Source organism: Acinetobacter sp. UBA2063 (assembly GCF_002333245.1).
GTDB classification, from domain to species: Bacteria; Pseudomonadota; Gammaproteobacteria; order Pseudomonadales; family Moraxellaceae; genus Acinetobacter; species Acinetobacter parvus.
Genome location: NZ_DDAH01000041.1, coordinates 1 through 2,539 on the forward strand (window position 1 = coordinate 1; position 2,539 = coordinate 2,539).

The 2,539-nt window shown below is 42.1% G+C and carries 3 protein-coding genes; all 3 read right to left on the reverse strand.

From position 1 onward, the window contains the following. Window positions 1-240: 240 nt before the first annotated feature. Window positions 241-435 carry a bacterioferritin-associated ferredoxin gene (locus tag B4H32_RS02040; protein ID WP_004660183.1) on the reverse strand — a complete coding sequence of 65 codons (195 nt, stop codon included), beginning with the start codon at window positions 433-435 and terminating at the stop codon, window positions 241-243. 172 nt (window positions 436-607) lie between these two features. Then, window positions 608-997 (reverse strand): RidA family protein, encoded by a 390-nt coding sequence (locus B4H32_RS02045; protein WP_286799576.1) that lies wholly within the window; start codon window positions 995-997, stop codon window positions 608-610. 163 nt (window positions 998-1,160) lie between these two features. Then, a partial coding sequence (locus B4H32_RS02050) for a TGS domain-containing protein (RefSeq protein ID WP_286799577.1) occupies window positions 1,161-2,539 on the reverse strand: 1,379 nt, incomplete at its 5' end.

Sequence of the window (2,539 nt, forward strand, 5' to 3'; positions counted from 1 at the left end):
TAGGTGGGGGAGGATGTCAAATGATTTTAATCAACAAATAATAATCTGACGAGTAAATTATAGAACGGCAAATGAAAATCACAATCAAAATACGAAAAGCATTTTGGATTCATACTAAAGTGAATAACTGAAATAAAAAAAACCGCTTATCTGAGGAGTGGTTAAAGTTCGACAAGAAGCGGTGGAGCCGTAAAATAAGGAGCCGTAAAATAATAGGTTAAATATAGTTAAAGGAAGAGCTTATGCAGCAACTGAAATACGAGCAGCTATTTCTGCGAGCTCATCACTAATAATAGAACGGGCTTCGGGTGCACAACGACCACAGCAAGTGCCTAAGTCGAGTAAATCACGAATTTCACGATAGCTTTCAGCGCCATTTGCAACGGCATCCTTGATATCTTGGTCTGTGATTCCACGGCATAAACAGACATACATGGGAGTGATCCACAAATACAAATGCGATAATTGTTATTATTGATAATTATTATTGTTTGTCAATGAATTTCATTCTGGAAGTGGGATTATTATCATTGGGAATTTGAATAAAAAAATACCACCTGATCGGTGGTATTTTTTCTTTATTTTATCTATTTGATAAATATAGCATTTAATTCTGTGTTGGAATAATAACAATACCATCCATTTCGACTAGTGCACCTTTAGGTAGGCTTGCGACACCCAATGCTGCACGAGCTGGATAGGGTTGAGCAAAATATTCACCCATGATCTGGTTTACAAGTTGAAAGTGGGAAAGATCTGTCAGGAAAATATTCAGTTTGGCAATGTCTGCCAGACTTCCGCCCGCAGCAGAACAGACCGCTTTAAGGTTGTCAAATACTCGGCGAATCTGCGCTTCAATCCCTTCTACAAGTTCCATACTGTACGGGTCTAAACCAATCTGTCCTGAAAGGTAGAGCGTATTGCCAACCAGAATTGCCTGAGAATATGTTCCAATAGCAGCAGGGGCGTGTTCAGTATGAATAACTTGACGTGGCATTAAGCTCTCCTATGTCATTTTTTCTATCTTGCAACCCTGTGACTTTAACACAAAACTATAGGTGCGAAACTGCTGAATACTGTGTAGTCGTTATTGTTTTTAAATTTTTATTTTGGCAAATCAGCTTCAATATTTCTCTAGTATATGTTTGCCTGGAAATACTTTAGCCGACTTTGGCAACGTCAGCCTGCACAATAGGCATATTTAGGCGCTCAATACGTGGAAAGCCAAAATGCATACGCAGATCACGAATGATTTGGGCAATCTGTTTACGGTTGCTGACCACAATATTTACGTAGGTTTTTTGATCATGGGAATCGACTGTCTCCACGCCGATTTTGGCTTTACGACATTGGTAGATCAACTCTGAAATCTGTTCATCATTCATGATCATATGGATGCAGAGATAGGCACTGAAACGTACATCATCCACTTCTTCAGACTGCCAATGCAGCGGCATGATATTTTCTGGATGCAGTTGTTGTTCATGCAGTAAATTACGACAGCGCGAGCGATGCACAATCAAGCCACGTCGAGATAAATGTCCCTGAATCGGGTCACCCAACACGGGATTGCAACAGTGTGCATATTTGACATCAACCCCTTCTGTACCCAGGATCAAGCGGTCAGATGCTTCATGATGCTGTGAATGGTAATCCTGTGAAAATAGATGGTTTGCGACGAGTTGGGGCAATAGGTCACCCACCGCAATTTGTTCAAATAGGGTGTCTTTACTGCTCAAATGTCGCCATTCTAAAACATTAATCCAGTCAGTTTGGGAAAGGTCATCAATTGAGCGGTGAAACAGCTTTAACGCACGATTGAGCGCCTGTTGGCCAACTAGACGTTGTTCGTCAATATCCTGTTCTCTTAGCATGTTTTGCAAGGCACGACGTGCTTTCTGGGTGTTAATAAAACTCAGCCAGTCAGGGTTTGGGGTTGCCAGTACATCGGTAATAATTTCGATGACCTGACCACTATGCAATGGGGTGGAAAGAGGGCGAATTTCACCATCAACCTTAGCGCCTACAGCATGGTTACCTAGGAACAGGCTAGCGGAATAGGCAAAGTCCACCACAGTCGCGCCCTGAGGCAGTTCATGCAATTGCCCATGTGGCGTGTATACCCAGATTTTTTCCTGATGCAGATAATCCAGCAAATCGCTAAATGTGGTTTTAGCGCAGTCACTATCAATCAGGGTATTCAGATTCTGCATGGAGGCTTGAATGGCTGAACGACAAGCCTGAGGCGCATTTTCACCCAAGACTACACCAAAACGTGCGGCTTTACGCATCAGTTCCGTCTGGATGGTCAATGAAAGGATGGTTTTTTCACCTTTCAGTTTGATCATTAAGGACTGGTTGCCACCAGGTAAAGGGCGGCGAATATGGTCTTCATATTGTAGAACCTGAAAGTTGTCTTTTAGCGCCTCCACCAGACGGTCACAGTCCGCAATACTTTGTAAAATAATTTCAAAGGCATGGCTATGACTAAGTTCATTTAGGTCAATCTCATTTTTTACAAAGTGGCGTAACAGCTCAA